Origin of the sequence: Silvanigrella sp. (genome assembly GCF_044369315.1) — a bacterium.
GTDB lineage: Bacteria > Bdellovibrionota_B > Oligoflexia > Silvanigrellales > Silvanigrellaceae > Silvanigrella.
In genome coordinates, this window is record NZ_JBIPMD010000336.1 from 1 (window position 1) to 2,756 (window position 2,756).

At 31.2% G+C, this 2,756-nt stretch carries 3 protein-coding genes; 1 reads left to right on the top strand and 2 read right to left on the bottom strand.

From position 1 onward, the window contains the following. Positions 1 to 99 precede the first annotated feature (99 nt). On the top strand, positions 100 to 951 hold the full coding sequence (locus ACIQ56_RS16435) for a YhcG family protein (protein WP_397602119.1): 852 nt from the start codon (positions 100 to 102) through the stop codon (positions 949 to 951). A 159-nt stretch (positions 952 to 1,110) separates the two neighbouring features. Here ACIQ56_RS16435 and ACIQ56_RS16440 read toward each other — a convergent pair whose 3' ends face one another. Together ACIQ56_RS16440 and ACIQ56_RS16445 are read right to left on the bottom strand one after the other, a co-directional pair. Further along, positions 1,111 to 1,266: a hypothetical protein gene (locus ACIQ56_RS16440; RefSeq protein WP_397602120.1), complete on the bottom strand. Its 156-nt coding sequence runs from the start codon at positions 1,264 to 1,266 to the stop codon at positions 1,111 to 1,113. A gap of 182 nt (positions 1,267 to 1,448) precedes the next feature. Continuing rightward, positions 1,449 to 2,648, bottom strand: a complete 1,200-nt coding sequence (locus ACIQ56_RS16445) for a hypothetical protein (RefSeq protein WP_397602121.1) — start codon at positions 2,646 to 2,648, stop codon at positions 1,449 to 1,451. Between the last annotated feature and the right edge of the window lie 108 nt (positions 2,649 to 2,756).

A 2,756-nucleotide genomic window follows, 5' to 3' on the forward strand; every position in this document is an offset into this window, starting at 1 on the left:
TTGTAAGCTCAATCGCCCCTTGCTTGAATTCGCTTGTATACCTTCTTTTGGTTAACACCATTTCAACACCTCTTTCCTATAAGTTTTTTTCGGATCTGGGTGTCTACTTTCTTAGGGGAGGATCAATTTGACTCGAGATCTCTTTTTAGAATGGTTAGATTTTCTAAGCTTTTTCCAGAGGAAAAAATAGTGGTGACACTGTCGCCACTATTGTCTTGGTCAAAATTTATTGAATTAATTGCTATAGAAGACCAATTAAAAAGGGACTTTTATACTGAAATGTGCCGTATTGAAAATTGGAGCGTTCGTGAGTTAAGAAATAAAATTGATGGAATGCTCTTTGAAAGAACGGCTATTTCTAAAAAACCAGATAAATTAATCAGACAAGAATTAGAAAATTTAAATAAAAATGACAAATTGACTCCTGATCTTGTTTTTAAAGATCCATATATTTTAAACTTTTTAAAGCTTCCAGATTTCTTTAGTGAATCTGATTTTGAAAGTGCAATTTTAGATGAGTTATGCTTATTTCTTCAAGAATTAGGAGGAGATTTTTCATTTATTGCGAGACAAAAAAGAATAACAATAGATAATGAAGATTTTTATATTGATTTATTAATGTTTCATCGAAGTTTACGCAGACTAATCGTAATTGAATTAAAACTTGGTAAATTCAAAGCAAGTTACAAGGGACAAGTTGAGCTTTATCTACGCTGGCTTGATAAACACGAACGGAAACCAGGAGAAGAGCATCCTTTAGGCCTAATACTTTGTGCTGAAAAAAGACAAGAGCATGTAGAGTTATTAGAATTGGATAAAAGCGGGATTCACGTCGCACAATATTTAACCGAACTTCCACCTCGTGAGGTTCTTGAAGAGAAATTGAAAAATGCAATCAAGACAGCTAGGGAAAAGTATGATGATAAAGCGATTGATAATATTGATGAATAAAGAATTGAAACTGAAGATATTATAAATTCAATTATCGTGCGCCCGATTTCAAATAGCGTGCACCGAGATTCTCCCGATTTCATTTAATGTGCGCCGAAGTAAAACGATAATTTCAATTAATTTGCGCCCAAATTTTCGGATAAGTGCGCGCCCATGCTCCTAGGAATGCGCGCCGTTACAACTATTGATTATAAAATCTGAAAAATTTACTCCGTTTTTTATGCAAAGGTTTTGAGCATATCTCAAAGCAGATAATGCTTCATGATCATTTGATGATTCAGTTAATCGAATAAATTTTTCAAATTTAGAGTCCATTATAAATACCTTTTTCGGAAAGTTTGCATATCCTCCGAAATAAAAATATCGAATCTTTCGGAGGATTGCAACTTTCTCCGAAAGAGATTTATAAGAATATTCCTTTAATAACATGAATATGTTGATTATACTAAAAAAGTTTATAGAAAGTATTTTAATTTCTATTGATAGAAATTAAAAATTTAAAATGGAATTTTATTTTCTTCTTCAAATTCTGTTTTGTGAATTGGCTGCTGCGTTCCTCTCAAATATTCCTCAAGTGATACCCCAAGATATTTCGCTCTTTTTATAAAATAAGAGTTCAAATTTTCAGCTTTAGAAGATTTATAACCGCAAATCTGACTTGAATTAATTGGATTTATGTTTTTGCTGTAAAGTTGAGAAGCTAGAATTTGATAAGCTTTAGTATTTTTCCTCATATGTATCACCGAAATAAAATTTAAATGAGCTGTTTTACCTAAAAGATCTTTAAGCTTTGGCAAAACATTTTTTAACTTATAATGCCTATTTTTAACCAAACAAAGCAGCATTTTTCCCTCATAAAAAAATCCAATGCGTTGATTAAAAGTGACTGCATTTATTTTTACATTTGTTTGTTTTATAGGAAAGGAAAGCAAAGTCCCTGTTGGACCCTGGAAATTTAATTCACTTGGAGAAAAATTTTGAACCTTTTTAAAAGAAAGACTCATTTTTTCTTTGTTTGTAATGCTTAGTGGAAAGCTCTGTACAGCTCCGCAAGAAAAACCCCACGGAGTTTCACTCCTACTAGAATTTAATGGCCTCAAAATAAAGCAAGCTTTTGTTACTATAATGTTACTTTGCTCGATATTTAATCTAAAACTAAGTTTATCTTGCCTTGAAATTTTAATTGATGCTCGTTTAAGGAACAATTTATCGTCTTCCATCCAAGATGGTAAAATTATTTTTCCTATTCCAAACAATTCTTTTCTATTAGAAAATATAGAATGAACTGTACATTTTAACTGATTTTCTTTGCACGACTTTGAAGTTTCAAAATTTGGAATTAACTTAACACGTAAACTTATTTTATTTAATGTTTGGATTTCAGAATATCCATTCCATTTGTACCCAATAGCCCAATTTACAATTGCTAAATTTCTTTCTCCATCTTGTACCTTAAATGGTTCAATTATTTTTAATTTAATTCTATTTTGAGAAGTGTTAGCTGCTAGTACCTTTTGAGCTCTATCTATTTGCTTCAAAACGATTTTAGACTGCCTACAGCCTATCCTTATTGTATTGTCTATCGTCTCTTCAAAATGAAATAAAGAATGAAAACGATCCATTTTAAAATAAATATTAGCGGTTCTGATATTAATATCCATCAATTTAACTATTTCTTCTTTTTTTAACTCAATCATACTATATGCTGTGCTATGGACCCCATTTGAGTTGACACATGATTAATGTGAATTTTGATACTGTATTGGACTCATCATTGCAAGCCCGGAATGGGGTGCATGATGATT

What these genes read in the sequence shown, in the direction of transcription:
- ACIQ56_RS16440 (WP_397602120.1), bottom strand. Translation starts at nt 1,266, where the DNA reads ATGGACTCTAAATTTGAAAAATTTATTCGATTAACTGAATCATCAAAT.
- ACIQ56_RS16445 (WP_397602121.1), bottom strand. Translation starts at nt 2,648, where the DNA reads ATGATTGAGTTAAAAAAAGAAGAAATAGTTAAATTGATGGATATTAAT.